Origin of the sequence: Wolbachia endosymbiont of Anopheles demeilloni (genome assembly GCF_018491735.2) — a bacterium.
In the GTDB taxonomy this organism is placed as follows: domain Bacteria; phylum Pseudomonadota; class Alphaproteobacteria; order Rickettsiales; family Anaplasmataceae; genus Wolbachia.
Genome location: NZ_CP084694.1, coordinates 847,072 through 871,682 on the forward strand (window position 1 = coordinate 847,072; position 24,611 = coordinate 871,682).

At 34.0% G+C, this 24,611-nt stretch carries 20 protein-coding genes, 1 tRNA gene and 1 pseudogene; 13 read left to right on the top strand and 9 right to left on the bottom strand.

The window, feature by feature from the left end; translation table 11 throughout:
* The first annotated feature begins 134 nt into the window (after window positions 1–134).
* Entirely contained in the window at window positions 135–1,520 is a 1,386-nt protein-coding gene (gene purF / locus JSQ73_RS04470; RefSeq protein WP_214249811.1) for an amidophosphoribosyltransferase, read from the top strand.
* Between the two features lie 955 nt (window positions 1,521–2,475).
* On the opposite strand, the gene JSQ73_RS04475 is transcribed toward purF, so the two are convergent.
* On the bottom strand, window positions 2,476–2,844 hold the full coding sequence (locus JSQ73_RS04475) for a TrbC/VirB2 family protein (protein WP_214249812.1): 369 nt from the start codon (window positions 2,842–2,844) through the stop codon (window positions 2,476–2,478).
* 128 nt (window positions 2,845–2,972) lie between these two features.
* Here JSQ73_RS04475 and JSQ73_RS04480 point away from each other — a divergent pair, with 128 nt between their 5' ends.
* The 4 genes from JSQ73_RS04480 to JSQ73_RS04495 all read left to right on the top strand — a co-directional run bounded on the left by JSQ73_RS04480 (window position 2,973) and on the right by JSQ73_RS04495 (window position 8,823).
* Entirely contained in the window at window positions 2,973–3,788 is an 816-nt protein-coding gene (locus tag JSQ73_RS04480) for a YihY/virulence factor BrkB family protein (protein ID WP_214249813.1), read from the top strand.
* A complete protein-coding gene (locus JSQ73_RS04485) occupies window positions 3,775–4,539 on the top strand; it encodes an SDR family oxidoreductase (protein WP_214249814.1) in 765 nt (254 codons plus the stop codon). The genes JSQ73_RS04480 and JSQ73_RS04485 overlap by 14 nt, the downstream gene beginning before the upstream one ends.
* A 437-nt stretch (window positions 4,540–4,976) precedes the next feature.
* Entirely contained in the window at window positions 4,977–8,204 is a 3,228-nt protein-coding gene (gene carB, locus JSQ73_RS04490; RefSeq protein WP_214249815.1) for a carbamoyl-phosphate synthase large subunit, read from the top strand.
* Between the two features lie 271 nt (window positions 8,205–8,475).
* Complete coding sequence (locus tag JSQ73_RS04495; RefSeq protein WP_214249816.1) at window positions 8,476–8,823, top strand: diacylglycerol kinase; 348 nt, start codon at window positions 8,476–8,478, stop codon at window positions 8,821–8,823.
* Window positions 8,824–8,829: 6 nt separating this feature from the next.
* Here the strand turns inward: JSQ73_RS04495 and JSQ73_RS04500 are convergent, their stop codons facing one another.
* The 3 genes and pseudogenes from JSQ73_RS04500 to JSQ73_RS04510 form a co-directional block, all read right to left on the bottom strand.
* Window positions 8,830–9,741, bottom strand: coding sequence for an RluA family pseudouridine synthase (locus tag JSQ73_RS04500; protein ID WP_214249817.1), 912 nt, complete (start codon window positions 9,739–9,741; stop codon window positions 8,830–8,832).
* A 35-nt stretch (window positions 9,742–9,776) separates the two neighbouring features.
* Window positions 9,777–11,585 (bottom strand): hypothetical protein, encoded by a 1,809-nt coding sequence (locus JSQ73_RS04505; RefSeq protein ID WP_214249818.1) that lies wholly within the window; start codon window positions 11,583–11,585, stop codon window positions 9,777–9,779.
* Between the two features lie 15 nt (window positions 11,586–11,600).
* Window positions 11,601–13,652: pseudogene (locus tag JSQ73_RS04510) on the bottom strand (ComEC/Rec2 family competence protein).
* 96 nt (window positions 13,653–13,748) lie between these two features.
* Between JSQ73_RS04510 and JSQ73_RS04515 the strand changes: the two are divergent.
* The 3 genes from JSQ73_RS04515 (at window position 13,749) to JSQ73_RS04525 (ending at window position 14,863) form a co-directional block, all read left to right on the top strand.
* Window positions 13,749–13,825: transfer RNA gene (locus JSQ73_RS04515), tRNA-Met, on the top strand.
* A gap of 365 nt (window positions 13,826–14,190) precedes the next feature.
* The gene (locus JSQ73_RS04520) at window positions 14,191–14,454 is read left to right on the top strand and encodes a hypothetical protein (protein ID WP_234301669.1); all 264 of its coding nucleotides are present in this window, start codon (window positions 14,191–14,193) and stop codon (window positions 14,452–14,454) included.
* A complete protein-coding gene (locus JSQ73_RS04525) occupies window positions 14,435–14,863 on the top strand; it encodes a hypothetical protein (RefSeq protein WP_234301670.1) in 429 nt (142 codons plus the stop codon). Before JSQ73_RS04520 ends, JSQ73_RS04525 begins: the two co-directional genes overlap by 20 nt.
* 25 nt (window positions 14,864–14,888) lie before the next feature.
* On the opposite strand, the gene tmk is transcribed toward JSQ73_RS04525, so the two are convergent.
* A complete protein-coding gene (gene tmk, locus JSQ73_RS04530) occupies window positions 14,889–15,482 on the bottom strand; it encodes a dTMP kinase (RefSeq protein ID WP_214249819.1) in 594 nt (197 codons plus the stop codon).
* A 102-nt stretch (window positions 15,483–15,584) separates the two neighbouring features.
* Here tmk and JSQ73_RS04535 point away from each other — a divergent pair, with 102 nt between their 5' ends.
* The 3 genes from JSQ73_RS04535 (at window position 15,585) to JSQ73_RS04545 (ending at window position 19,131) form a co-directional block, all read left to right on the top strand.
* A complete protein-coding gene (locus JSQ73_RS04535; protein WP_214249820.1) occupies window positions 15,585–16,157 on the top strand; it encodes a thioredoxin family protein in 573 nt (190 codons plus the stop codon).
* Between the two features lie 5 nt (window positions 16,158–16,162).
* Window positions 16,163–17,881, top strand: a complete 1,719-nt coding sequence (locus tag JSQ73_RS04540; RefSeq protein ID WP_214249821.1) for a monovalent cation:proton antiporter-2 (CPA2) family protein — start codon at window positions 16,163–16,165, stop codon at window positions 17,879–17,881.
* A gap of 89 nt (window positions 17,882–17,970) precedes the next feature.
* On the top strand, window positions 17,971–19,131 hold the full coding sequence (locus tag JSQ73_RS04545) for an aspartate kinase (protein ID WP_214249822.1): 1,161 nt from the start codon (window positions 17,971–17,973) through the stop codon (window positions 19,129–19,131).
* A gap of 15 nt (window positions 19,132–19,146) precedes the next feature.
* On the opposite strand, the gene recF is transcribed toward JSQ73_RS04545, so the two are convergent.
* Together recF and bcp are read right to left on the bottom strand one after the other, a co-directional pair.
* Window positions 19,147–20,226 (bottom strand): DNA replication/repair protein RecF, encoded by a 1,080-nt coding sequence (gene recF / locus JSQ73_RS04550; protein ID WP_214249823.1) that lies wholly within the window; start codon window positions 20,224–20,226, stop codon window positions 19,147–19,149.
* Between the two features lie 8 nt (window positions 20,227–20,234).
* Entirely contained in the window at window positions 20,235–20,702 is a 468-nt protein-coding gene (gene bcp / locus JSQ73_RS04555; protein ID WP_063630873.1) for a thioredoxin-dependent thiol peroxidase, read from the bottom strand.
* 56 nt (window positions 20,703–20,758) lie between these two features.
* On the opposite strand from bcp, the gene gshB reads away from it, so the two are divergent.
* A complete protein-coding gene (gshB, locus tag JSQ73_RS04560) occupies window positions 20,759–21,685 on the top strand; it encodes a glutathione synthase (protein WP_214249824.1) in 927 nt (308 codons plus the stop codon).
* On the opposite strand, the gene JSQ73_RS04565 is transcribed toward gshB, so the two are convergent.
* The gene (locus JSQ73_RS04565; protein ID WP_214249844.1) at window positions 21,670–22,692 is read right to left on the bottom strand and encodes a UDP-N-acetylglucosamine--N-acetylmuramyl-(pentapeptide) pyrophosphoryl-undecaprenol N-acetylglucosamine transferase; all 1,023 of its coding nucleotides are present in this window, start codon (window positions 22,690–22,692) and stop codon (window positions 21,670–21,672) included. The two genes, gshB and JSQ73_RS04565, sit on opposite strands and share 16 nt — an antisense overlap.
* Window positions 22,693–22,765: 73 nt before the next feature.
* Here JSQ73_RS04565 and JSQ73_RS04570 point away from each other — a divergent pair, with 73 nt between their 5' ends.
* Window positions 22,766–23,131, top strand: a complete 366-nt coding sequence (locus JSQ73_RS04570) for a hypothetical protein (protein WP_015588102.1) — start codon at window positions 22,766–22,768, stop codon at window positions 23,129–23,131.
* A gap of 1 nt (window position 23,132) precedes the next feature.
* Here JSQ73_RS04570 and lpdA read toward each other — a convergent pair whose 3' ends face one another.
* Complete coding sequence (lpdA, locus tag JSQ73_RS04575) at window positions 23,133–24,518, bottom strand: dihydrolipoyl dehydrogenase (protein ID WP_214249825.1); 1,386 nt, start codon at window positions 24,516–24,518, stop codon at window positions 23,133–23,135.
* Between the last annotated feature and the right edge of the window lie 93 nt (window positions 24,519–24,611).

A 24,611-nucleotide genomic window follows, 5' to 3' on the forward strand; every position in this document is an offset into this window, starting at 1 on the left:
TAATTGCATATAACCTACTTTCTGATATACATCAAAACTACCGTAGCAAGCTTCAAATTTAAAAGGGATTAATAAATAAAATTCTTGTACTTTGCCTCTACTAAAGTACAATCAGGCTTTATTTAATATTTTTCATGCTTGATGAAGTACATGAGGAGTGTGGGGTATTTGGCATAAGTTACAACCAAAGTGCTGCTTTTAACTCTATACTTGCTCTCCACGCTTTGCAGCATAGAGGTCAAGAGTCTTTTGGCGTAGTAACCAGTAACAACGATAAGCTGCACTCTTATCACTTTCAAGGCCAAGTGAGCAGTGTATTCTCTGATATAGATGAAATAAAGAAATCCTTACTTGGGGATTGTGCAATAGGTCATGTTCGATACTCAACAAGTGGTAGTAAATTTGGAGTGCAGCCCATGTTTGGCAAAAGTGGCAAATTTGGGGATTTTGCCATAGCACATAATGGTAATTTAATTAATATTTCTCCGATACGCGAACAATTAATTAAACAAGAGTGCGTTTTTCAGTCAGATATTGATACAGAAGTAGTAGTGCATCTGACAGCAAGCAGTGAAAAAGATAGCTTTTTAGAGAGTTTTATATATGCATTAAAGCAAATACAAGGTGCTTATTCTTTTGTGGCAATCAATCAAGAAGTAGTTATTGGAGTACGTGATCCATCTGGAATCAGGCCTCTTGTTTTAGGAAAGTTAAACGGTTCTTACGTTCTTGCATCTGAAACTTGTGCTCTTGACATAATAAATGCAGAGTTTATTAGAGAAATAGAACCAGGCGAATTAGTTACCATCAGTTCGGATAGTAAGCTAGCCTCAATGTTTCCTTTCCCACAGCAAAAATCAAGTTTTTGTATTTTTGAATACGTTTACTTCTCGAGACCAGACAGCATAATGGAGAAGAGGTCCATATATGATATAAGAAAAGAAATAGGAAGAATACTTGCAGAAGAGAGTCCACCAAAAAACAATGTAGATATGGTTGTACCAATACCTGATTCTGGAATACCTGCAGCTATTGGATATGCAAAGCATTCAGGATTACCTATGGAACTGGGGATAATTCGTAATCATTACATAGGAAGAACTTTTATACAACCCACCGCTGAAGTACGTAAAGTTAGAATAAAATTAAAATTCAATGCTAATAAGCACACTTTGAAAGGCAAAAACATAATTTTAATAGATGATAGTATAGTGCGTGGTAGTACGCTCAGAAATATAATAGTTATGCTAAAGGATGCGGAAGTAAAAGAGATTTACCTCAAAATTTCAAGCCCACCAATTAAGCATTCTTGTTTTTATGGAATAGATACGCCAGAGTGCAAAGATTTAATTGCTGCAAATAAATCTGTAGAGGAAATTAAGGAAATTATAGGAGTAAATAGCCTAGCCTTCTTGAGTATTGATGGACTATACAGGGCTGTTAAAGAAGAAAAACGTAACAACGCTACACCGCAATATTGTGATGCTTGCTTCACTGGTGACTACCCAATTGGTAAGTAATCTATTATTAATGAAGGTGAGGTTTTTTCTATGTTATATTAACAGTTTTAAAAATAGATTTTTTGCATAACCATATAGTTTTTTCCTGGGCGTCATTTGAGTGAAAACTACTTTACAAATTTCGTCATTCCCTTTACTATGATACTAAGAGTATTTATCCTTATTTTTGACCTGCAGGCTCAATCACAAAATTCAGTAAAAAAACTCAAATACTTATTGGCAAATTACACAAAAATTATAGCGGCTGCATGTCTTTTAAATTTTTTCTACATTCAGCCAAATCGCGCTTATTTTAAGCGTTAGCACATTATTAAAATGCCAATTTAAATTATTATAGGGTCAAAACTTGTCACACGGGGATTCTTTTGCCTTTTTTCTTCGTTTAGTAAATTTCTTAATATTTATAACTAAAGTAATTTTAGAGAGGCGTTATGTAAGTAGCTGACACACAGCTGTACGAGAATTCATTTTTGAAGATAGCAAAGGTGTCATTCAAGTAGCTGACACTGGGATCCATCTCTTAATACAGCCTCATCAAAATGTTGTATTTTAACATAAAATTAGCTGCTTTTATGCTCATAAACTTAGTATCCAATCAAATTCCCTGGATCACAGTGTCAAGCACTGGGATTACAACATCATAAAGGAATCAGTGTCAGCTACTCGGATGACAGGCTAGCTTGACGACCGTCACCCGCTGCTTGTTAGCAGGTATCTAGAGATACCGTGACGGTATGCGGCGGCATGACGATAAGTCTTGTCATTCTAGCGCGTGACGCTGGAATCTAGACTTTAACTGATATGATTACAGAAAGAGAATTTATTAGGTAGTTATAGACAGTGAAAGTGGTCATTTTAGTCACTTTCAAGTGAAGAGAATCTCAACAAAAGTTTATGATATAATGTAAAAATAGTGCTCCTCCTAAGCACTATTTTTACTATCTGTCTCAAATCATCAATTACATTGTCCTGATACATTACGTCTTTGCTTTCCAGAACATTTTGCAACACATGTACCATTGATCATTTCCTGATTACTAGAGCAACTTATGCAAGCTTCTGCTACACCTGGTGCTATCACGCTCACAATTTTAGGTGAACCAAAAAACACAGCAGTAAATGCACCGAGTGCAAAAAGTGCTGGCCATGGCATTTTGCCAAATATTGCAAGCAAGGCTGCACCAATTATCACTACTGTAATCATCGGTCCACTTATGCTGTGAGTATAGTCTACTATCTTACATATTACTGCTGATGTTTCATCAGCGCTTGCATCAAACGCAAAAGAGAGAATTAAAGCTACAAGTAGAAGAAAATTTTTCATTATGCCTCCGTATTTAACGCTGGATTATCTATCATTTTGATTAAATTTAAGTAAACGGTGAGGATTTTTTACTTAAAAGTATGCTTTATTTCATTTAGAATACTTTTCTTAGTTTATTTATATTACAAGTGCTACATAAATTTTATAGTATCGTTTATTGCCTTTATCGTGCTTTAATTGACACAATTTATAATGATGGAGTGGAGCATGCAGGGTATCTATCATTTTTAATCCTGTTATCAATATTTCCTTTTCTTATTGTTTTAATAGCCATGGCATCAACGTTCGCAAATTTCTTAGATCAATACAATGTCGGCTGGGCATTTATTATTGATAACATGCCACAGGATATTTTATCATCTTTGATGCCACGTATTAGAGAGATAATATCAGGCTCTCCGCAAAGCTTATTAACCTTGGCAATTGTAGGCGCTGTTTGGACTGCCTCATCGACAATTGAAGGATTTAGAACGATATTGAATAAGGCCTATAAAGTTCCGGTTTCATCGCCTTATATATGGAGAAGGGTGCTCAGTATATTACAATTTTTAGTAATTACGCTTGTTACAACTCTGACTATAGTATTTTTTACATTAGTGCCAATGTTAATTGATTTTTCTTACCAAGGGCTAAGTTATACTAGATATTTACTTATTGAGTTTGTGCTTTTTACTATAGTATCTTGGCTATATTTCACATTGCCAAACATAAAACAAAACTTATCAGACGTATTTCCCGGATCTTGTGTGGCTGTTATTCTTTGGACGATCTCTGCTTCAGCTTTCAAGCAATATTTAAAAGCTTCCTTTGATCAACTGAATTTGATATATGGAAGTTTAGGTGGTGTAGTAGTATCGTTACTATTTTTTTATGTGCTAAGTTTGATTTTTATATATGGAGCAAAATTTAATTTTCAGCTAAAATATTTCAATGGATCTTGCTAAGGAAAAAGAAATGGGTAAGTTAGAAGGTAAAGTAGCTTTAATTACCGGGGCTTCAGGTGGAATAGGCTCTGCTGTTGCAAAAAGGTTTGTAAGAGAAGGTGCATGTGTGATTCTGATTTCAAGGTTTATCGATCACCTCAAGCCACTGTATAATGAAATTGAAGAGCTTAAAGAAGGCTATGTGAAACTAATTCAGCTTGATCTTTTAGACTTTGAAAACGTAGAAAAACTGGCAAATATGATAGAAAGCCCAAAATTATCAGAATCTGGCACACTTGATATACTGATTACATGCACTGAAATTTTATGTAAGTTGAGCCCTGTTCACGATTGTGAGCTTGAAGATCTACAGAAGGTAATGAATACAAATTTTACTGCCAGTTGGTACTTGCTAAAAAATTTGGGTCCGATACTAAAAAAGTCTAATGCTGGAAGAGCGATATTCATGACCTCAAAGATAACACTTTCTCCTTCCTCTTATCCATATTGGATGCCATATGCTGCAAGTAAAGTTGCACTAGAAGCAATGGTGAAGATATATGCATCTGAGACAAAACATACGAATTTGTGCATAAATGCCATGTATTCGGAAGAGCCTATCGATAGTGAAATGTATAAGCAAGCATTTCCGGAAAAAGATATATCTGAATTGGTGCCACCTGATAAACTGACAGACAAATTTGTGGAACTTGCTTCTGAAGATTGTAGCATATCAGGACAAATCTTACCACTTAGCAAATCTCCCGAGTAAATTACCATAGTATCTGCAAAGATACCGTTAAGCCCACAACTGTATGAACATTGTGATTTGAGTCCACTAGGAAGGATGTCATCTCAGTGCCTCTATGGTGTCATTCCAGTGTTTGACACTAAAATCTAGTCTTTATTGTGCGGCCACTTATTTAAAGTGAAGTTTTCTGGATCCTAGACTGGGATGACACATCTGGGCACTGCCGTCATAAAGGAACCAGTGTCAGCTACTTGAATGACATCATTTGCTGTGCAATTTACCTTCAAAAATGAATGTTTGTACAGCTATGTGTCAAGCACTGGAATCTGCCACGCAAATTGCAATGTTCGTACAGTTATACGTCAAGCCTAAAAGTAGTTAGCTAATAGGTTTAATAAAAATTCACATATACAGGAAAGATTGGTAACATTACTTGAATAGAGACTGTTATTGTAATTATGCCGAAACGCACAGATATAGAATCTATATTAGTAATAGGAGCAGGCCCAATAGTTATAGGTCAGGCATGCGAGTTTGATTATTCTGGAACGCAAAGCTGTAAAGTATTAAAAAGTGAAGGTTATAAAGTCATTTTAGTTAACTCCAACCCCGCAACTATAATGACAGATCCTGAATTCTCTGATGCAACTTATATTGAGCCGGTGCTACCTGAAATCATAGAGAAAATTATAATTAAGGAGAGACCAGATGCAATATTGCCAACAATGGGCGGGCAAACAGCACTTAATTGTGCAATAAAACTTGCAGATGATGGAGTGTTAGACAAATACAATGTAGAATTAATAGGGGTAAATAGAGAAGCAATAAAAAAAGCAGAGGATAGAGAGTTATTCCGTCAGTCCATGGATAGAATAGGACTGAAATACCCCAAAAGTATCATTATAAAAAATCAAGAACAAATAAAAAAGGCTTTGGATTACGTTGGATTACCAGCAATCATTCGTTCATCATTCACTCTTGGTGGCGCAGGTAGTGGCATAGCATATAATAAAGAGGAGTTTTTCAATATCGCAGAAAGTGCTCTCAAAATTTCGCCAATAAATGAAGTTCAGATAGATGAATCAATTATCGGCTGGAAAGAATATGAAATGGAAGTTATCCGTGATTGTAAAGATAACTGCATAATAGTCTGTTCGATAGAAAATATTGATCCAATGGGAGTGCACACCGGAGATAGTATCACGGTTGCTCCTGCTTTGACTCTGCGTGACGTAGAATACCAACAGATGAGAAATGCATCTATAGCAGTGCTAAGAGAAATTGATGTTAGTGCCGGTGGTGCAAATGTTCAGTTTGCAGTGAATCCTAAAGAAGATGGAAGCCTCGTTGTGATTGAAATGAATCCAAGGGTTTCTCGCTCTTCTGCACTTGCTTCAAAAGCAACAGGTTATCCTATTGCAAAAGTTGTAACTAAACTTGCTATCGGCTATTCTCTCGATGAGATACGTAATGATTGCGCTCCAGTTATACCTGCTGCATTTGAACCAGTGATTGATTATATCGTCACTAAAATTCCTCGTTTTGAATTTGAGAAGTTTAAGGGGACGAATTGTGAACTATCAACTTCCATGAAATCAGTGGGGGAAGTGATGTCTATAGGCCGCACTTTTAATGAGTCACTGCAGAAAGCTTTTCGTTCACTTGAAACTGGTCTTACAGGACTTGATGAAGTATTTCCTGAGAACATTGATATTGATCACGTAAAATCTCAATTAGCAAAATTGCTACCAAACAGATTACTGATTGCTGCTGACGCAATGCGTCACGGAATTAGCATAGAAAAAATAAATTCGATTACAGGATATGACTTATGGTCTTTGCAGAATATACAGCAAATTATATTAGCTGAACAAAAAATCAAGGAAAATGGCCTTCCTGAGACTGCATATGAAATGTTAGAGCTGAAAAAAATGGGGTTTTCAGATGCAAGATTGGCAAAATTAAGCAATAAGAAAGTAGAACAGATTGAAGCAATGAGAAAAAAATTTGGTGTTAATCCGGTTTATAAACGTGTAGATACTTGTGCAGCTGAATTTGAATCGAGCACTGCTTATATGTATGGCTGCTATGAGGGTGATGTTGAAAATAAAACGGAATGTGAGACGAATATTTCGGATCGAAAAAAAGTTGTCATTTTAGGAAGTGGTCCAAATCGCATTGGTCAAGGTATTGAGTTTGATTATGCATGCGTACATGCAGCTTCTGCCGCCAAAGAAATCGGGTATGAAACAATAATGATTAACTGTAATCCGGAAACCGTTTCAACTGATTATGATACCGCTGATCGTTTGTATTTCGCCCCACTGATTGCAGAGGATGTGCTTGAAATACTAAGCAAAGAGCAAGAAAATGGCACACTAGTTGGTGTAATAGTTCAAATAGGTGGTCAAACACCTTTAAAGTTAGCCAAAGTGCTTAACGAGAGAGGTTTCAAAATTATGGGAACTTCGTTTGATTCTATTGACCTTGCAGAAGATCGCATGAGATTTAAAAACCTTGCTTTGCAACTTAATTTAAAACAACCTGAAAGTTCTATCTGCCATTCAGTAAAAGAAGCGTTAACCAACGCAGAAAAGGTGGGGTTTCCACTAGTAGTTAGGCCATCATATGTCCTCGGTGGTCAGTCTATGTCGATTAGACATGATACTCAGAGCTTTAAAGAGTATGTCTTGAATCAAACCAAAATTTTTGAACACGGGTCACTGCTTCTTGATAAATTTTTAGTCAATGCAGTTGAGGTTGACGTTGATGCTGTATGTGATGGGAAAAAAGTTTTCATTGCAGCGGTCATGGAGCACATTGAAGAAGCTGGTATCCACTCTGGCGATTCAACATGCTCAATACCGACAAATACATTGAGTGACGAAGTAATAAAAGAGATCGAGCTCCAAACTGAAAGAATAGCTCTTGAACTAGAAGTGAAAGGTCTGATAAACATTCAGTTTGCTGTTCAAGAGAGTGATGTATACATACTTGAAGTGAATTTAAGGGCTAGCCGTACAGTTCCTTTTATTTCCAAGGTAATCAATATTCCTATTGCAAAGCTTGCCACTCAGGTTATTTTGGGTAAAAAATTGAATCAGGAAAACAAGCCTTTCAATCATTTTGCAGTTAAAGCTGCTGTTTTTCCATTTACGCGTTTTTCGGGAATTGACACTTTACTTGGTCCTGAAATGAAATCAACAGGAGAAGTGATGGGAATTGACTTATCTTTCGGAGCTGCACTTGCAAAAGTGCACATGGCTGCAGGATACAAGTTACCAACAGAAGGAACAGCTCTGATTTCAGTAAAAGATGATGATAAAGAGTATATATTGCCTGTTGTACGAATGTTGAAAAAACTGAGTTTTGAAATATATGCCACCAAAGGCACAGCTTTGCATCTGAACAATAACGGCATTGCTGCAAAAGCTGTAAATAAAGTGAGAGAAGGCAGACCCCACATAGTTGATATGCTCAAAGATGGAAAAATAAATCTAGTAATCAATACTTCAAAAGGTGTGAAATCAGTCTCAGATAGCAAAGATATCAGGAGAACTGCTATTTTGCAAAATATAGCTTATAGCACCACAGCTTCTGGGAGTAAAGCGTTAGCGCTTGCAATTCAATATGTAAAGAATAGCAAATTGGAAGTGAAATCATTACAGCAGATACAAAATGTTTAAATATCAAGACTATAATAAATTATTACTTATTTCAAAATGAGGATCGTGTAAGCTAAGGCGAGAGAAATTTAATTAAAGGATTTTTGTGTCAGTATCAATATATAACTGACTTGAGCGTTTGTTGAAAGGCTTTGTACTAATTTTCTTGATTCAAACAATATGCTAGACTTTAACTTAAAAATCTTTGTAAGTGATCACGACTGAAAGGTGTTTTCATGCATTTTTTACCTGAGTGCAATAAGTGTAATTCATTGAGTTTCCAAAATTGATAATGAAGAAAAGCATTACTCGTCTAATAAAAGCAATTCAATACTCCTGTGAAGGAATAAAATCAGCTTTTGTATCAGAAGTTGCGTTCAGACAGGAGTTACTGCTTTTTATAATATGTGTTTCAACTTTGTTTGTTTTAGATGTAAGTAATTTAGAACGTGCAGTAATGGTAAGTAGCCTATTTTTGGTGTTAATTGTAGAAATTATTAACGCTGCTTTTGAAACAACAATTGAGCGTATTTCCAGTGAAAAACATATACTTTCAAAAAAAGTGAAAGATCTAGGTAGTGCAGCAGTTTTTCTCTCATTAATTAACTTCTTGATAACATGGATGATAATATTGATATGAATGTTGTTAAGATATATTTTCAAATTCACCGATTAAGACTTGCATGTCTTGTGGTAAATCAGAAACAAATTCCATATACTCTTTACTTTTTGGATGATATAAGCCTAGCGTGTAAGCATGTAGTGCCTGTCTATTGAAATTACGGATAAAGTCAGAGTTTTTAGCATTTTTTGCACTTTTACTACTATTTTTTCCGTAAACTTGATCACCAACTACAGAATGTCCTATGTGGCTCATTTGTACTCGAATTTGGTGTGTTCTGCCTGTCTCTAAAGTACATTTAACCAGGCTTGCTTGCCCTATAATTTTCTTCACTGAATAATGAGTGATTGCTAATTTACCTGCTGTTTTTGTGACACACATCATTTCTTTATTACTGCGTTTTGGAGCAATATGGGTTTTTACTGTTCCTTGCAGATTAGGTAATGCTCCCCAAATTACTGCTAAGTATTCCCGTTTTATTTTACGATTTGATAGCAGCTCAGACAAAAAGCTGTGAGATTGTTCATTTTTTGCAATTACCATGAGTCCACTAGTATCTTTATCAAGCCTGTGAACAATTCCTGGTCTTGTATTTGTATATGGAATTTTGCCAAGGTGAGCGATCACTGCATTCAGGAGTGTATCATTGTTTGTTCCAGCACCTGGGTGTACTGTTAATCTACTTTGTTTGCTCAGAACTATAATGTCCCCATCTTCGTAGATGATATCAAGCTTTATATTATAGTTAGGTTCAATTGATGTGGATATGTCAGGTTGAACGAGATGTACTATATACTCTTCACCTGGTTTTACTATGTGGTCATTATTAATTATCGGCGTGCTAAATAATGTTACCCGCTCATCTTGTATCAATCTTTGTGCTTTACTGCGTGATATGTTACACTTTTTAGCTATGTAGGTATCTAGCCTTTTCATTACTAACAATATCTAAGACTATATATCTATAGTAGCTACCTTGAATAAGCTACTTCAAATGCTGCATGAACATCTGGATCCACAAAATCAACTTTTGCGTTAGGTTGAGCTTGAAGCCCATCTTGTTTCTGGATATTAAAAGTCATTTGAGAGCCATCTTTCCAGTGGATTATTACCTTATTATCAAAATTTCTTAATGTTACCTCACTGACTTTTTCTCCCTTATCATCTTTTTCTTCCAACTTAATAGATTCTAATAAATAGAAGAAAAACTCACTTGCTTTGCCATTAATTTTTTTTTTCCATTCATCTGCTTTTTCTTGTTCAGATAATTCTTTTTCCAATTTTGCATTTTCTTTCTCCAGTTTTTTTGTCCTTTTTTTTGATTTTAATAGTCTATTTTTCTCTATTGCTTTTCTCTCTTCATCTCGCTGTTCTTCAAGAGGAGAAGGAGGAATAGCACTGTCTTCATTGCTAGTAGGTTCGTTTGTTTGTTTATTCTTTAATTCCTCTAGTTCATCTTTTACTTTTTTTAGTTCTTCTTCTAATTCCTTCTTTATCTTTTCCGCTTCTTCTTCTTGCTTTTTCAACATACAAAAAAAATCGTTGTCGTTGCTAATTATTTCTTCTCTAGATTGAAAAAAGCCAACAAATCTGCTTGGTTCAAATCGCTCAACCTTATCTTCAGCGATTTTAATAGCATTCTCTAAACTAGAAAAAATACTTTCAATGTTTAGTGAATGTGCTTTTTTTGCCAGCTCTTTAGCTTCACTTAAAATGGGCGAGATTTTCTTGTGCAACTCATCCAAATCTTCTTTGATGTCTTCTCTGACTCTTCGTAAATGAGTAAGTGTTTCTTGAATCTCATCATTTGCAGGTTTTAGAAGGCTATTATCAAGTAGATCTGTAGCTTCACCTAAGTGCTTATCGAGTGAGTCAACAATTTTATCTGTAAAATCAGTCAAATGCTTATCAAGTAATTTTATCAATCGAGATATAGAATCATTTTCTTCTTCATCTTTTGTCTTTTTTTCCATTACCGATACAACCCCACCTCTTCTGAATGGAAAGAGAATATCCATATTGTTAAACTTTTTAACAATATTATGATTATTGTTTATCTCATTGTTTTTTATCTTGCTGAATGTTATACATATCCCAACAATAGCAATGATACTAGCCAGTGCAACTATGGCCCATTCCAAATCCTGAACATTGGCAAAGCTAAATCTATTTTGTATTAATGCGCCAACTATAATTACAGTGCTAATTATATATGGTATGGTAAGAAAAATGGCCTTATTTTTATTCTCCTGTTTCTGACTATCTAATATCTTTTTCTGACTTTCAAAAATTGGTAAAACTATTGAAAAGTTTGCTTTTTTGTGACCTATAAGACTTAAATTTGGTTTTATCTCTATTTTTAGAGCATTTTCAGCAAGTTCACTTATCTCGTTGTCTTTGCCACCTCTAATTTTATCATTTATTAATTCCTCTATCGGCTTTTTTCCTTCTTTTATCTTCTGCTTATGCATATATCTCATAGCAGAAGAGGCAACAAAAGCTGTTAAAAGAATAACAGAAACCAAAGTATAAATTGGCATGAATGTTGGGTTAAAAATATCTGTAATAAAGCTTAAATTATTACTAGTTATTATTATTGCAGCTACATAAGCCAAAGAAAATTGAAGCCAAGTATTTACATCTGCTATAGGTAGAGTGTTACTTACGGAATATTTCTTTGTTGCACGCCATAACCTAGGAAAAAAACCAATAGCATCATCTATTTTGGCAAAATTATGATCTACCTTAACATTGAAAGGATTTGTTGTATCTGAATGCATAGATTTCCTTATACCTTAATTAATTATATATAAATGATACTTTAAAAACAAGTTTTTTGGCTTATGCCAAGGACGATTAGAACGGACTTTGCTAACCTTTATGCCACTATTTGCTAGCCAAATAGAATGTGTGCCATATGCCTCTAAGTCAGCATACTTGATGGTTTTAGTATTGCAAGCTGGGTAATTGAATTTGCTTAGCTAAATTACTAGATCGACATTGTTACAACTTTCTACAATATCTTCTTTTTTATAAGCTAGCAACACTGACTTATTATTTCCTTTATTATATATACAGTCATAATCATTACATTTTAGCCTTTTGTTTGAATTACTGAATTGAGTATGATTCAAAATTTGATTCTGTCCGTTTTGTTTAGCCCATGTTTTGACAACAAAGTTCCTATTTTTCCTAGTAAGAGAATATAGTAAACTGTCATCTTCTTTTACAGCAAGATTATCAATACTGACCAGGATGTCAGGGGTTCTACACATAGCGCTAGAGAAAATACCCAGCACAATAAAGAAAATTCCAAAAAAACGCCAATTCCTTTCCCACAAGCATAGCCACAATAACCCAAGTGTTATTATAATAATTGATGAGCCAGGAAAAGTGCGAGTGGGAATAACCAAATACTGAAGATTAGCAATTGCGTTTATTATATATAAAACGCTGTCAATTGGGCGTTCCATGAGAGGCGTTATAATCCACTGAGTACCTAAAGGAATCAATAAAACATAGATTATTCCAAATGGAATAATAATGAGTGTAACTATTGGTATAGCAATCAAATTTGTGATAATGCCACTGATTGAAAAATAGTTAAAATTGTATATTGTGTACGGAACAGTTGCTAAACTTGCTATGACTGAGCTGATCATTATCGACACAAAATATTTTATTATTTTTATTTTGAATAACTTATTAGCATTGATCTGATAGCTGGCAACTAGTGCCAAAACAGCAGAAAATGACATTTGAAAACCTGGCTTTAAGATTGCTTCTGGCTCCACTATGAGTATCACCGAAGCAGCAAACGCAATTGCTATTAATCCTCGATATTTCCTTTCTATGATTATTGCAACAAGTACCAAGATCACCATGATGTAGGCACGCTGAGCAGAAATTTGCATATCGGTAATCAACAAATAAAAGGTAGTTGGCAAGATAGTAAAGAATGCAGATATTTTTTTAGTGTTATATTTAAGAGTCAAAGTTTCAGATATTGCAAATAAATTACGGAATACTATAAAAAATAGACCAGCAACAAACGATAAATGTAAATCAGATATAGCGAATAAATGTGCTATACCTGAATCTCGTATCGCATTCATAGTTTTTTGATCTATCCCGTCTTTTTTGCCAATTAATAATGCAGAGATTATGTCCGCGTGTGGCTTTTTGGTATTTTGCTGTAGGTTTTCATAGATATATTGACGGAAAGATTCTATATACTCTTGAAATTTTCTTGCTTCAGCCTTTTTGTACAGAACTATTTTGCTTGTTGCAAAGCCTGTTGCACTTATTTTCTGATAATATGCTATTCTTGCAAAATCATATGCATATTCCGAAGGCGCAATTTTTGGAGGAAAGAGTTTTGCTGATAATTTTACTTGATCCCCTATTTTAATTCCTTCTTCCGCTTTGGTTCTAACTGATATTCTGATGCTATCTAACTTAAACTTCGTGTTTTTTATTTCATAAAGCAAAAATTGCTCATATGAGCCCTTGTTATTAATATCCTTCACTGTAGCAACAATATCTTTCACATACCTTTCCTTATCAAGAATGTGAGTATTAACTGAATCTGTTCTGAATTTGCTGGCTGTAAATCCTATGAGCACTGCAATTAAAGAAATGCATAATATTGCGTATTTCCTGTATAATATTGCAATCAGAATTAGTATAGGTGAAAGCAAGAGAAAAATAGATATAGTGAAAGCATAGCTTGGTTCAAAATTTAATGAGAAATAGGTGAAAATTCCTGCACACTGAAAAACAGGGAACCACAATATCAAGTTATATTTTTCATTGCACAGATTGTTATGTATATAATTTACTATCATGTTAAGAAAGGTTAATAGATATATAAATATATGTAATAGTGTGATTTTATTCTTTTATTTATTATTATTACGCATATAATAATAAATAAGCAACGACGCGGGATGGAGCAGCTCGGTAGCTCGTCAGGCTCATAACCTGAAGGTCGTAGGTTCAAATCCTACTCCCGCAACCATCTTTCAATTGTACAAACATTGCGATTTCTCTTATTATAATAGCAATGGTATTTCTAACTCAAAGCTTGTTTTTGACCTGTAGGCTCAATCGTAACATTCAGTAAAAAAACTCAGGGTATTTATTAACAAAATTATAGCGGCTGCATGTCTTTTAATTTTTTCTATATTTAGCCAAATTTAGCCAAATCGCATTTGTTAGCACATTATCAATTTAAATTATTAAAACTCTCTACTCGGGACTTCTTTTGCCTTTTTTCTATTTGGTTAGATGATTTTATAAATCAATTAAAATATTCATAATATTGATTTCTTATCACAACAATGCTATTATTAAGCTAATATTACTTTTAGTAAGGTATGAGCAATGGTTGATGTAGCTTTTATTGGTATAAATACAGTTATTGATAACGGATACAGAAGAAAAATAAAGCTCGTTATGTCAGGATTATTTTTAGCTGTGTCAGCAGCAACTGCCGTCTGGTTTATCTTTCCTGAATCACAAAATGTACTCGCTCCATTCTTGCTTCCAGCTATATTCCTTCTCTTGACTATGTCTATGGGATATTATACGGTTCTTTTTGATTGTGAGAAAAAGTCTGTAGTAGAAAATGTTCTCGGTATCTGCTGAGTCAGTTAAGAGAGTGCATTGCCAAGACGGAATCGAATTTTTGCTAGCAGAAACAAGAGATATTACAAAAAATAAGTTTTGTAAAGTACTGATTAATCTTTGTTTTGAGGATCGTAGCAAAGCGCACAAACTTGCTTTATATGTAAGAGACATTGATAGCGTTGCATCCTCGATAAAAGACGAGGATCTGTTAAATCACTTTGATCAATTTTTTACCATAAATGAAGTAAGCTATAAGAATAGTAGAAATGAGCTAATTAATCGCGCAAGAATATATAGAACAATAAGTGAAAAACCTAAAAATGAAATACAAAGTTTTTTAGCTAATCAAAAAGAGAGTCTTTCGTATGAAATAACGTCACCTAAAATTGATAATTTTTTACCACAGGTTAATGCAGTAACTGTTTAGGTTAGCAAAAGTTCAATACGTATAGCTAAGTCTTTGCAATATCAATAATTTCATTGTGTACATGATTATCACTTTTTTTTTCAATTCCAGTAATAACATTACATCTATTAGATTCTTTTATAGCTATTTCTTGAAATCCTTTTCGAATTTTATGATAGAAATCAATGCTCATTTCTTCATACTTATTTTTATCCTTTGCTCTGCTGAGTCCAACTTGAACATCAATATCTAAAATAAATGTGATATCTGGATATTTAATTTCCACTAATTTGTGTAAGTCTCTTATTAGACTCAAGTCAACATCTAGTCCATACCCTTGATACGCAATAGTTGAATCGATAAATCGATCACAGATAACTATCTTTCCCTCTTTAAGAGTTGGCAATATTAATTTTTCCATATGTTCGTGCCTCATCGAGATAAGCAGCAAGAGTTCAGAAATAGGATCAATATTATCCTTAAGTAGTAATCCTCTTATTTTTTCTGCAAAATCAGTACCACCTGGTTCTCTAGTCAATACGACATTATTTTCACCGTGAATTTGCTTGAAATAATTTGCAAGTAACTCAGACTGTGTTGTTTTACCAGAACCATCTATTCCTTCGAAGGTTATGAACATATATTTTATAATTACAATTCTAAATGCAAACAGTGTACATAGAAACCATTTGACATTTAAGCAATAAGATCATAAATTATGGTATACAATTCTCTATGAGCTATGGTTACGCTAGACACTCCTAAGATAGATTTAGACTTTACTGCAAAGAATTTCAATCTCCTGAGAGTGGATAACAAATATTATACATTAAGTGACTGCTATGGGGAAAATGGTCTCATTGTAATGTTTATATGCAATCACTGTCCTTACGTTCAATCAATTATTAGCAATCTAGTAAGCGATGTTAATTTGTTAAAAAAAGATTATCAGGTAAACACCGTTGCAATCATGCCAAATGATGTAAATGAGTACCCAGAAGACTCCTTTGAAAACATGATTAATTTTGCCAAGGAAAATAAGTTTACATTTCCATATTTGATTGACAATAACCAAGAAGTAGCTAAAGAGTATGGTGCTGTTTGTACCCCTGATTTTTTTGGCTTTAATTCCAAACTAGCCCTCTGCTATCGAGGGCGTTTTAACAACACAAAAAAAGAGAAAGTTCAAAATTACGAAGTAGGAAGTAGTGATTTATTTCAAGCCATGAAATTTATTGCAGAAACTAGCAATCCTCCAGTTGACCAAAAATCAAGCATTGGTTGTTCAATAAAATGGTCTAATTCTACAGGTTAAATATTATGCACAGCGGCTCTCAGTATTTGTTTGATATTATAATTTTACTCTCTGCTGCTGTGTTTATAGTCATAGCGTTTTGGAAAATGAATATTAGCCCAGTACTTGGTTACTTTGTTGCAGGTGCATTGATTGGTTCTCATGGATTTAATCTGATACATTCAGTTGAAGTAATGGATAACTTTGCAGAGTTTGGCGTAGTTTTCCTATTGTTCATTATAGGTCTTGAATTGACATTTGAACGCCTTATCGCTATGCGTAGGCATGTGTTTGGGTTTGGTTCCCTTCAAGTTATAGTTACCATGATAGCAATATGGTGCATTGCTCTTGCCTTTGGAGTAAATACAAACATGGCAGCAGTTATCGGTGGTGGACTTGCACTATCCTCAACAGCAATAGTGTTGCAGGTTCTGCAAGAAAAAGGTTCTCAAGCAAGCCAAGTTGGTAGATTGTCAATAGCAGTGCTACTAATGCAGGACTTTGCAGTGGTACCTCTAATAGTACTAGTGCCCCTGCTTACTGGCAATTCTGAACACAGCTTAATAAGCTCGTTGGCAGGCTCATTAGTGCAAGCAGCTATTGCATTGGTGTTGATATTTGTAACTGGTAGGTTATTACTGAGGCCATTGTTTTCGGTTATTGCCAAAATGGAGAGTAATGAAATCTTTATATCAACAACACTTCTGATAATATTAGGATCAGCATTTATTACTGAACGATTTCATTTATCAATGGCATTAGGCGCATTTGTTGCTGGGTTACTAGTTGCAGAAACAGAACACAGGAATTCGGTAGAACATGCAGTATTGCCATTTAAAGACTTATTTCTTGGTTTATTCTTTATGACTGTTGGCATGTCTATTGATATTGACCTTTTACTCAATAAGTTACCACTCGTTACTTTATTATCAATTATCCTTATCGTTTTAAAGACGTCCATTATATATACATTGTGTAGATTTTTTGGATTTAGAAGTGCACCTGCAATACAAGCTGGATTACTGCTTGCACAAGGCGGTGAATTTGCATTTATTTTATTCCGTTTAGCAGATGAATTAGATGTACTATCAAGTGAAATCGCTCAAGTGCTTATGATGGTAACTACAGTAACTATGGCTTTTACTCCTCTTTTATCGGGAATTGGAGACTGGATAGCAAATTCATTTAGCACTGAAAAAATAATACTAGACGATGAAGCAATCGAAACAGACACACAAGATCTTTATAACCACGTAATAGTTGCCGGGTTTGGTAGAGTGGGATATATGGTAACGAAAATGCTTACTGCGGAGCATTTAAGTTATGTTGTTGTAGATATTCAATCAAAAATAGTGAAAGAAGGAAAAAATGACAGTTTTCCTATATATCTTGGAGATGCTACAAGATATGAAATTTTAAAATCAGTAGGAATAGAAAGAGCTCAAGCTCTTGTGGTTTCAATAAAGAACGAAGTCACTATAAAGAAAATAGTTTCTCTAGTTGCAACAAACTTCCCGCATGTAAATATTATAATACGTTTACCAGATTTGAATAATGTGGAGGTTTATAAAGATATAGGGGCTAGTAAAGTTATTCCCGAAACGTCTGAAATTGGATTGCAGCTAGGTGGAGCAGCATTAAGTTTAAGTGGTATTAGCGAGAGCGGAGTTACATCTTTAAAAGGTAAATTTAGAAAAGGCAACTACAGTATGTTAAAAGACCTTGGTAGTGATAAAGATGAATAATCCTCTATCACTTTAATTAGTGACCAGAAAAACACATTTAATTAAGCAATTATACTCTCTAGAAAGGTGAAATTGACCTTATTGTAACTATGAACAAAATAATAATAAAAAAATTTGGTGGTACTTCGCTAACTGACTTAAATCGAGTTGCAAATCTAATAAAAAACGATATTGAAAAAGGTTATAATGTAATTGCTGTTGTATCTTCTGCTGCAGGATTCACTGACCAAATGGCTTTTCAAGCCAGGCAAATTTCAAATTTAAATTGTAGACAAGAGTTATCAGAGTATGATGTCCTGCTTTCAGCAGGAGAACAAGTCTCTTGCGGGTTATTAGCTATCACTCTTCTGTCTGTTGGAGTTAATGCTAAATCATGGCTCGCCTGGCAGTTACCAATTCTAACGGATAATTTTTATTCTGAGTCTAAAATAAAAAAGATAAAAATTGACCATGTAAAAAGATCTTTTGCTGAGGGTTATACTGCTGCAATCATTGCTGGTTTTCAGGGTATATACGATGATAGAATCACTACTTTTGGTAGAGGAGGATCTGACATCTCAGCAATTGCCTTTGCTGTAGTCTTTGGTATTAGTACTTGTGAAATTTTTACTGATATTGACGGAATATATACAGCAGACCCAAAAATTGTTCCAAGGGCACGCAAGCTTAAATCTATCTCTTACAATGAAATATTGGAGATGTCGTCATCTGGTGCTAAAATATTGCATAATCGTTCAGTACAACTTGCAATGAAGCATAATATTAAGGTGCAAGTGTTATCCACTTTTGAGGAAGTAGAAGGCACTACAGTACTACACGAAAAAGATGTACTGGAAAGATACTTAATTACTGGAATAACTTATAGCACTCACGAAGCTCTTGTAACTTTTACTAACTTTGCAAATACTCTGGATACTTTAAGAGATATAGCAGGAGCAAACGTTAAAGTTGACATGATACATGGGTCAAGCTTTTTGATTTCTAAATTTGATGTTGATTTAATGACAAAATTATTGAACAAAAATGAAAATTATGTCGTAAACAATAATATAGCTAAAATTTCAATAATTGGTATTGGTGTTATGTCTAACACTGAAGTGATGTACCGCACACTTAAGATTTTAAGCGAAAAAAAGATAGAAATACTTGCTGTCACAATGTCCGAAATCAAGATCAGTATAGTTGTTCAAAAAAAACACGCTGAGGCTTTAATTAGAGATTTACATACCGAATATGAGCTTGATGTATGACAGCACGCTTGAAATTTATTTACTTGATAATTCAAAAAACTTGAAAGAGCAAAGATAGTTATTGAAATTATCTTGATTTACATCGGTTATCCAAGTTTGACATTGAATGCTTAACACCTCCTCCATTAACACCTTTCTGTAATCTTTATCCAGATGCGACATTATATCGTCAAGCAGAAGAAGAGGTGCTTTATTGTAATGAATACACCTTGCTTTTACACTAGATAAGATGATAGAAAGCAGTAATAGCTTTTGCTCTCCAGTAGAACAAAGATTTATTGGCATGTCCCCTTTTTGGCAAAAAACCCGAAAATTATCATTATGTACAGAAAAGGTTACTCTACCAGTTAATGAGTCTTTTTCTCTGTTTTCCTTTAGACGATTCTGAAAATATTCTGCAGTATCGTTCAAAGTTAGCTGACTGCTAAATTTCAAACTTGCCTTTGGAAAAAACTCACAAGAATGGTTATCAATTGTGCCCTGTAGTATTTTTAAAACAGACAAACGCATACGTAAAATATCAACTGCATTGGTAGCCATGACATTTTCAAGGCTAGAGAGCCAATTTTCGTCTAAAATATTCTCTCTAAGCAGTTTACTTCGCTCATATTTAGCTTTCCTGTATTTCATATAGCAATAAGTGTAATTTTCTTCAAACAATGAGACGATACGGTCTAAAAATTTTAATCTGTCGCTCGGAGAATTAAGAAGAATATAGTCCATTTGTGGAATGAGCCATATTACATTGGATATTCTATACAGAGATGAATAACTTGATTGTGTTTTTCCATCAATTTGTATTAGTTTATTATTAAGATTCTTTCCTATACCAATTGAGTTAAAGTATGTTCCATTAAAAAAGTCATAATGCACTGCCCAATCTTCATTACTGAGTCTATTTTGCATCTCACTAATTTTTACTTTTTTCATGCCATTACTTTTAGCAAGCAATGAGATTGCTTCAAGTATATTAGTTTTACCAATACCATTTTGACCAGTTATTACAACTGATCTATCGTCTAAATCCAGTTCGAAATTTGAATGACTACGAAAATTATGTAATTTCAATTTTTTTATATAGCAATGGGTAGCCATTCTTTAATTTATATTCTGCTTACTTCCTCTAAAACCTCATCAACATGTCCACTCACTTTTACATTTTTCCAAATCTTCACTACTTTACCTTTTTTATCTATTAAAAAAGTAGTACGCTCTACTCCCATATACTTTTTGCCAAACATACTTTTCTCTACCCAAACACCATACTTTTCCAACATTTCAGCATTTTCATCAGAAACTAAAGAAAATGGCAGAGAATATTTTGCTTTGAAGTTAGCGTGGCACTTAACGCTATCTTTTGATACACCAATTATCACTGTGTCAAGAGAAGAGAAATTTTCTATATTGTCTCTAAAGCCTTTTGCCTCCATTGTGCAGCCCGGAGTATCGTCTTTAGGATAAAAATAAAGAACTACATTTTTTTTATCAAAAAATTCACTCAGTGATAAAATCTCACCAGAATCTGTTGGCAAGCTAAAATCAGGTGCATTATTTCCTATTGTTAATTCCATACTTTGCTCCATTATTAATACTTTTATGGTACTATATTATATTGTAATAGGAAGGAATGAAAGTAGCTTTTCAGATGGATGAAAGTATAAATTTTGAAGCTGATACTACATTTTCATTAATAAAAGAAGCGCAAAGAAGAAGGTACGAAATTTTTATTTATGTACCTAATAATTTAGCACTCAAGTTAAATCAGCCAATTGCCCTTGCTCAGAAAGTCAGCGTTGATGATTGTAGCTTCATTTCAAAAGAGGATGTAGTAATCAACCTAAATGAAATGGATATCATATTTATCAGACATAATCCACCATTTGATATGCGGTACATTACAACAACCTATATCTTAGAAAAGACTACTGCGTTAGTAATAAATAATCCAACAGAAATAAGAAATTGCCCTGAAAAATTAATTACTTCACTATTTCCAGAGCTAATTCCTCCAACTTTGATCACTGAAAATATATCGATGATTAGAAATTTTTGTCACGACTATCAAGATATCATCTTGAAACCACTATATAGCTATGGAGGAAATGACGTAATAAGAATACAAGACCAAAATAGCATTCAAGTGGTAGTCGATCTCATGATTGCAAAATATGAATGTCCTGCAATTGCACAAGCATTTTGTAAAAAGATAAATACAGATAAAAGAATACTGCTACTGGATGGAAAGCCAATAGGAGTAATGAAGCGAGTTCCAAAGTCTAGCGGAGAAATCAGAACAAATTTGAGACTAGGAGCAAGTTTTGAGCCTGCCCAAATGAATGATAGAGACAACGAAATATGTAATAAAATTGGTCCTGAGCTAAAGAAAAGAGGGCTAATATTCGTTGGCATTGATATTATAGATGACTTCCTTCTTGAAATTAACACAACTTCGCCTACGGGAGTAGTTTATATCAATAAGTTGTATAGTAAATCACTAGAAAAAGAACTATGGGATGCATTTGAAGAAAAAGCAATTCGTCAACTAAGTTCTTGAGCTATTGCCTTAATAAATTCAGCAACTCCATTCCTTATTCTTGTTTTCTTAGTATTATTAGCCATATCAAGCAATTTTTGACAATTTTGCAATAAATCAACTAGCAACTCTCCTAGATTCTTTTTCGCGTTACTATTTTGCTCAACCATTACAGCTGCTCCCGAATCTTCAATATGTTTTGCATTATAAAATTGATGGTTATCTTTTGAGTGAGGATAAGGAATATATACAGCAGGACGCTCAGCAAGAGTAATCTCTGCTATTGAAGTTGCCCCCGCTCTGCTAATTACCAAATGAGCATTGGCCAGTTTATTTTCCATATCATCGAGAAACTCACTTAACTCACAATCAATTCCTTCACTTTTGTATAGATTCTTGACCTTGTTTATATTTTTCTTCGTACATTGCTGCGTTACTCTAATCCTCTCTTTTACTTCAACAGGTAGACCACAAATTACGCTGCTCACTACATCATCAAAAAAATTTGCACCCTGACTGCCTGCTATTATTAACACGTTTAAAACTGTTTCAGCTCTAGAATATCCTTGTGCTTCTATATCGACAAAATTTCCTGTAAAAACGCATTTACTACCTTCTACATACTTAGTCTCTGGAAAGCTAGTTGCAATTAATTTTGCACTCTTGAAAAAGAATCTATTTACTCTCCCTAAAACTATATTTTGTTCATGTAAAATTATAGGTATAGAAAAAATCTTTACTGCAAAAAGAGTTGGAAAAGAAGCGTAGCTACCAAAACCAATGATTAGCTTTGGTTTTAATTTTCTTGTTTGATACAGTGCTAATACACAACTATACATTAACAAAAAGAGAAACTTCAATTTGTTGCCACTTGGCTTGCACAATGGTAAAATATAACTTTCTATATTGATGATTTTTTGATCAGTGAATAATATACAATTGTGCCCTTGTACCTTTAGTGCTTTTGCTAAGGTTATAGCTGGAAAAACATGCCCACCTGTACCGCCTGTTGCTAGAATAATATCCATCTGTAAATAGCAATTTAATAATAGATTATTAATCATTTTTTAATAATCTGCATGTAAAATTTTATTAAGCTTTATGATAGTTGAGTTAAAAATGCCTGAAAGTAGCAACAGTAAAAACGTGAAAAACAAGCCTCAAGAGCAAAGAGAAGGCGGAAGCAGAGGTTTTATAGGATTGTTAAAAAGCATAACAAAAGCTCTTTTTAACTCAGTTGTTGATCTACCTCAGCAAGAACAACTCAATAAAAATATTGATAGACAACAAGGTTTAGACAGTAAAAGAAAAAGCCCAGAGGATCTTAATCAGGAAAAAAAGCTTGAAGTGAAAGAAGCAGCTGAAGGGTTAAAAGAAAAGTTAGAAAAATCTGATATTGGTAATCAATCTATTAGAATTGAATCGCCTAATCAGGATAATTGTAGCTCTAAAACAATGAATCGTTAGCTTAACTATTTAACGATTCATCATCTGCAGCAAGTACTGATTCGTGTATAATTTCCGAAATAGTTGGATGAGGAAAAATCGTAGATTTTATGTCGCAGTCTGTTCCCTCTAGTTGCTTTGCAAGAGCGAAATTGCTAATTAACTCTGTTACTTCCGCTCCTATCATGTGAGCTCCAAGAAGTTCGCCTGTTTTTTTGTCTATAATTGTTTTCACTAAACCTTCAGTTTCACTTAGTGCAATAGATTTACCATTAAAGTTGGAGTGAAATTTTCCTACTTTTATATCGTATCCACTTTTTATTGCCTGTTCCTCAGTAAGGCCAACGCTTGCTACTTGCGGATGAGAGTAAGTGCAATTTGGTATGCACTCTTTTTTTAACTTATGAGCATTTTTACCAGCAATTTTTTCAACACAGATTACAGCTTCATGACTTGCTTTATGCGCTAAACATGGGGGACCAGTTACATCACCTATTGCATACACACTTGATTCACTTGTTTCATACCACTCATTCGTTTCAATGAAACCAAAAGGACTCAACTTAATTTTTGTATTTTCTAAACCTATATTTTCAGTGTTTGCTTGAACGCCAACTGCAACAATTACTCTATCGAATTCTTTATTATCACCACTACTTAGCTGCACTTGAACAGAATCTTTATTGTTAGTGAAAGTTTTTACACTATTGCTCGTATATATTTTTATTCCTTGTTTTGTAAATATCTCTTGTACTAAATTTGAAATGTCTTTATCTTCCAGCGGCAAAATAGTGTCTTTTACTTCTATAATTGTTACATCAATCCCCAAAGTACTATAAAAACTTGCAAATTCTATTCCTATCGCACCAGAACCTATGATTAGTAGCGATTTTGGTAACTTCTTTGGAGTCATAGCGTGCTGCGCATTCCATATTAAATCTCCATCCGCCTCTATTCTAGGTAGATTTCGCGCTCTAACACCTGTTGCTAAAATGATATGATTGGAAGAAATTTCCTCCTCCTTTTTGTCATCAAGAATTTTTACAGTACGATTACCTGCAAGTTTACCAAAGCCTTGATGAACTTTGATGTTATTTTTTTTCATCAAATATGCAACACCGCTTGACAATTTATCAACAACGTTTCTTGAGTATTTCACTATTGATTGTATATCAAAACTTACATCCTTTACTTTTATGCCAAATTCTTCTGATCTTGTTATTAACCTATAAATTTCAGATGCTCTAAGTAGCGATTTTGTTGGTATACATCCCCAATTTAAGCATATACCACCCAAATTTTCTTCCTTTTCAACAATTGCAGTTTTAAATCCAAACTGCGCCGCTCTAATTGCTGCTATATAACCACCAGGACCGCTGCCTATAACTGTAATATCATACTCATTCATCAGCTTTCTTCGTATTCAAAAAGATTATATATAACAGATGGAACCCATATAATCAATGCTCAGGTGCATAGAAGCGACTTGACAAACCTTCCC

What these genes read in the sequence shown, in the direction of transcription:
- JSQ73_RS04525 (WP_234301670.1), top strand. Translation starts at nt 14,435, where the DNA reads ATGTTCTCGGTATCTGCTGAGTCAGTTAAGAGAGTGCATTGCCAAGAC.
- JSQ73_RS04570 (WP_015588102.1), top strand. Translation starts at nt 22,766, where the DNA reads ATGATAGTTGAGTTAAAAATGCCTGAAAGTAGCAACAGTAAAAACGTG.
- gshB (WP_214249824.1), top strand. Translation starts at nt 20,759, where the DNA reads ATGAAAGTAGCTTTTCAGATGGATGAAAGTATAAATTTTGAAGCTGAT.
- JSQ73_RS04540 (WP_214249821.1), top strand. Translation starts at nt 16,163, where the DNA reads ATGCACAGCGGCTCTCAGTATTTGTTTGATATTATAATTTTACTCTCT.
- purF (WP_214249811.1), top strand. Translation starts at nt 135, where the DNA reads ATGCTTGATGAAGTACATGAGGAGTGTGGGGTATTTGGCATAAGTTAC.
- JSQ73_RS04475 (WP_214249812.1), bottom strand. Translation starts at nt 2,844, where the DNA reads ATGAAAAATTTTCTTCTACTTGTAGCTTTAATTCTCTCTTTTGCGTTT.
- JSQ73_RS04565 (WP_214249844.1), bottom strand. Translation starts at nt 22,692, where the DNA reads ATGGATATTATTCTAGCAACAGGCGGTACAGGTGGGCATGTTTTTCCA.
- carB (WP_214249815.1), top strand. Translation starts at nt 4,977, where the DNA reads ATGCCGAAACGCACAGATATAGAATCTATATTAGTAATAGGAGCAGGC.
- JSQ73_RS04495 (WP_214249816.1), top strand. Translation starts at nt 8,476, where the DNA reads ATGAAGAAAAGCATTACTCGTCTAATAAAAGCAATTCAATACTCCTGT.
- JSQ73_RS04535 (WP_214249820.1), top strand. Translation starts at nt 15,585, where the DNA reads ATGGTTACGCTAGACACTCCTAAGATAGATTTAGACTTTACTGCAAAG.
- JSQ73_RS04485 (WP_214249814.1), top strand. Translation starts at nt 3,775, where the DNA reads ATGGATCTTGCTAAGGAAAAAGAAATGGGTAAGTTAGAAGGTAAAGTA.
- JSQ73_RS04520 (WP_234301669.1), top strand. Translation starts at nt 14,191, where the DNA reads ATGGTTGATGTAGCTTTTATTGGTATAAATACAGTTATTGATAACGGA.
- JSQ73_RS04500 (WP_214249817.1), bottom strand. Translation starts at nt 9,741, where the DNA reads ATGAAAAGGCTAGATACCTACATAGCTAAAAAGTGTAACATATCACGC.
- recF (WP_214249823.1), bottom strand. Translation starts at nt 20,226, where the DNA reads ATGGCTACCCATTGCTATATAAAAAAATTGAAATTACATAATTTTCGT.
- lpdA (WP_214249825.1), bottom strand. Translation starts at nt 24,518, where the DNA reads ATGAATGAGTATGATATTACAGTTATAGGCAGCGGTCCTGGTGGTTAT.
- JSQ73_RS04505 (WP_214249818.1), bottom strand. Translation starts at nt 11,585, where the DNA reads ATGCATTCAGATACAACAAATCCTTTCAATGTTAAGGTAGATCATAAT.
- bcp (WP_063630873.1), bottom strand. Translation starts at nt 20,702, where the DNA reads ATGGAATTAACAATAGGAAATAATGCACCTGATTTTAGCTTGCCAACA.
- JSQ73_RS04545 (WP_214249822.1), top strand. Translation starts at nt 17,971, where the DNA reads ATGAACAAAATAATAATAAAAAAATTTGGTGGTACTTCGCTAACTGAC.
- tmk (WP_214249819.1), bottom strand. Translation starts at nt 15,482, where the DNA reads ATGTTCATAACCTTCGAAGGAATAGATGGTTCTGGTAAAACAACACAG.